Source organism: Pseudomonas sp. LSJ-87, assembly GCF_032971465.1.
Taxonomy (GTDB): domain Bacteria; phylum Pseudomonadota; class Gammaproteobacteria; order Pseudomonadales; family Pseudomonadaceae; genus Aquipseudomonas; species Aquipseudomonas putida_Z.
On record NZ_JAWJYQ010000008.1, the window covers coordinates 1 to 2,604 of the forward strand.

Consider the following 2,604-nt stretch of genomic DNA (forward strand, 5'->3'; position numbering starts at 1 on the left):
CCTGACCGGCCCGGCCGGTGCCGATCTGACTCAGCACGGTGGCCTGTCCATCGCACTGAGCAACGGCGAGGTAATCAACATCCCAGCGGGCCAGATCAGTGGCTCGCAGTCGGGTGTTCTGGCGGACAACGTCTATGTCGGCAGCAGTGCCCCAAGCATCGCCATCAATGGCATCACCGAGCAAGGCACGGGCAAACAGGTCTTTGAAAACCTGATCAAAGGCGACCCGGTGACCCTGCAGATCACCGACGAACCAGGCACCCCAGGCAACCCTGGCACCCCTGGCACGCCGAATGGCGGCGATGAAGTGACGCTGACCCTCACCGGCAATACAGTGCAGGAAGGCAACACCACAACCATCACCGGCACCCTGAGCCACCCGGCAGGCCAGGCCTTCACCGTCACCCTGAGCAACGGCCAGACCCTGACCTTCGCCAAGGACGCCACCACCGCAACCACCGCACCGTTCGTGGCGCAGAGCGATGATGTGTACCGCGACGGCGAAACCCAGACCATCAGCGTGACGAATGCAGGCACCCATAACTTCGAGAACTTGAACACCAGCGCCACCACGACTGTCACGGTGAGCGACACCGTCGACACCGTGAAGGCCGAGCTGAGCATTTCGCCGAACCCGGCGGTGGAAGGCCAGGCGGTGACCTACACCATCACTCTGTCCGGTCCTGCCGGTGCCGACCTGAGTCAGCACGGAGGTCTGTCCATCGCGCTGAGCAACGGCGAGGTGATCAACATCCCTGCGGGCCAGATCAGCGCTTCGCAAACCGCTAACCTGGCGAACGACGTCTATGTCGGCAGCAGTGCTCCAAGCATCGCCATCAACGGAATCACCGAGCAAGGCACGGGTAAACAGGTCTTTGAGAACTTGGTCAAAGGCGACCCGGTCATCCTGCAGATCACCGACGAACCGGGTACTCCAGGCAACCCCGGCACTCCAGGCACGCCGAATGGCGGCGATGAAGTGACGCTGACCCTCACCGGCAATGCCGTGCAGGAAGGCAACACCACGACCATCACCGGTACCCTGAGCCACCCGGCAGGCCAGGCCTTCACCGTTACTCTGAGCAACGGCCAGACCCTGACCTTCGCCAAGGACGCCACCACCGCGACCACTGCACCGTTCGTGGCACAGAGCGATGACGTTTTCCGTGACGGCGAAACCCAGACCGTCAGCGTGACAAATGCGGGCAACCACAACTTCGAGAACCTGAACACCAGCGCGACCACGACCGTCATCGTGAGCGACACCGTCGACACCGTGAAGGCCGAGTTGAGCATCTCGCCGAATCCGGCGGTGGAAGGCCAGGCGGTGACTTACACCATCACCCTGACCGGCCCGGCCGGTGCCGATCTGACTCAGCACGGTGGCCTGTCCATCGCACTGAGCAACGGCGAGGTAATCAACATCCCAGCGGGCCAGATCAGTGGCTCGCAGTCGGGTGTTCTGGCGGACAACGTCTATGTCGGCAGCAGTGCTCCAAGTATCGCCATCAACGGAATCACCGAGCAAGGCACCGGCAAACAGGTCTTTGAAAACCTGGTCAAAGGCGACCCGGTAACCCTGCAAATCACCGACGAACCGGGCACGCCAGGCAACCCTGGCACCCCAGACACGCCGAATGGCGGCGATGAAGTGACGCTGACCCTCACCGGTAATACCGTGCAGGAAGGCCACACCACGACCATCACCGGCACCCTGAGCCATCCGGCAGGCCAGGCCTTTACCGTCACCTTGAGCAACGGCCAGACCCTGACTTTCGCCAAGGACGCCACCACCGCGACCACCGCACCGTTCGTGGCCCAGAGCGATGACGTATTCCGTGACGGCGAAACCCAGACCGTCAGCGTGACAAATGCGGGCAACCACAACTTCGAAAACCTGAACACCAGCGCGACCACGACAGTCACCGTGAGCGATACCGTCGACACCGTGAAGGCCGAGCTGAGCATCTCGCCGAACCCGGCGATGGAAGGTCAGGCGGTGACCTACACCATCACCCTGAGTGGCCCGGCCGGTGCCGACCTGAGTCAGCACGGTGGTCTGTCCATCGCGCTGAGCAACGGAGAGGTGATCAACATTCCTGCGGGCCAGGTCAGCGCTTCGCAAACCGCTAACCTGGCGAACGACGTCTATGTCGGCAGCAGTGCTCCAAGTATCGCCATCAACGGAATCACCGAGCAAGGCACCGGCAAACAGGTCTTTGAAAACCTGGTCAAAGGCGACCCGGTAACCCTGCAAATCACCGACGAACCGGGCACGCCAGGCAACCCTGGCACCCCAGACACGCCGAATGGCGGCGATGAAGTGACGCTGACCCTCACCGGTAATACCGTGCAGGAAGGCCACACCACGACCATCACCGGCACCCTGAGCCATCCGGCAGGCCAGGCCTTTACCGTCACCTTGAGCAACGGCCAGACCCTGACTTTCGCCAAGGACGCCACCACCGCGACCACCGCACCGTTCGTGGCCCAGAGCGATGACGTATTCCGTGACGGCGAAACCCAGACCGTCAGCGTGACAAATGCGGGCAACCACAACTTCGAAAACCTGAACACCAGCGCGACCACGACAGTCACCGTGAG

At 62.3% G+C, this 2,604-nt stretch carries 1 protein-coding gene; it reads left to right on the forward strand.

Going from position 1 to position 2,604, the window contains the following annotated elements; genetic code table 11:
• Nucleotides 1–2,604, forward strand: a 2,604-nt coding sequence (locus RYH74_RS08375; RefSeq protein ID WP_317409255.1) for an immunoglobulin-like domain-containing protein, incomplete at both ends; no start/stop codon positions are given.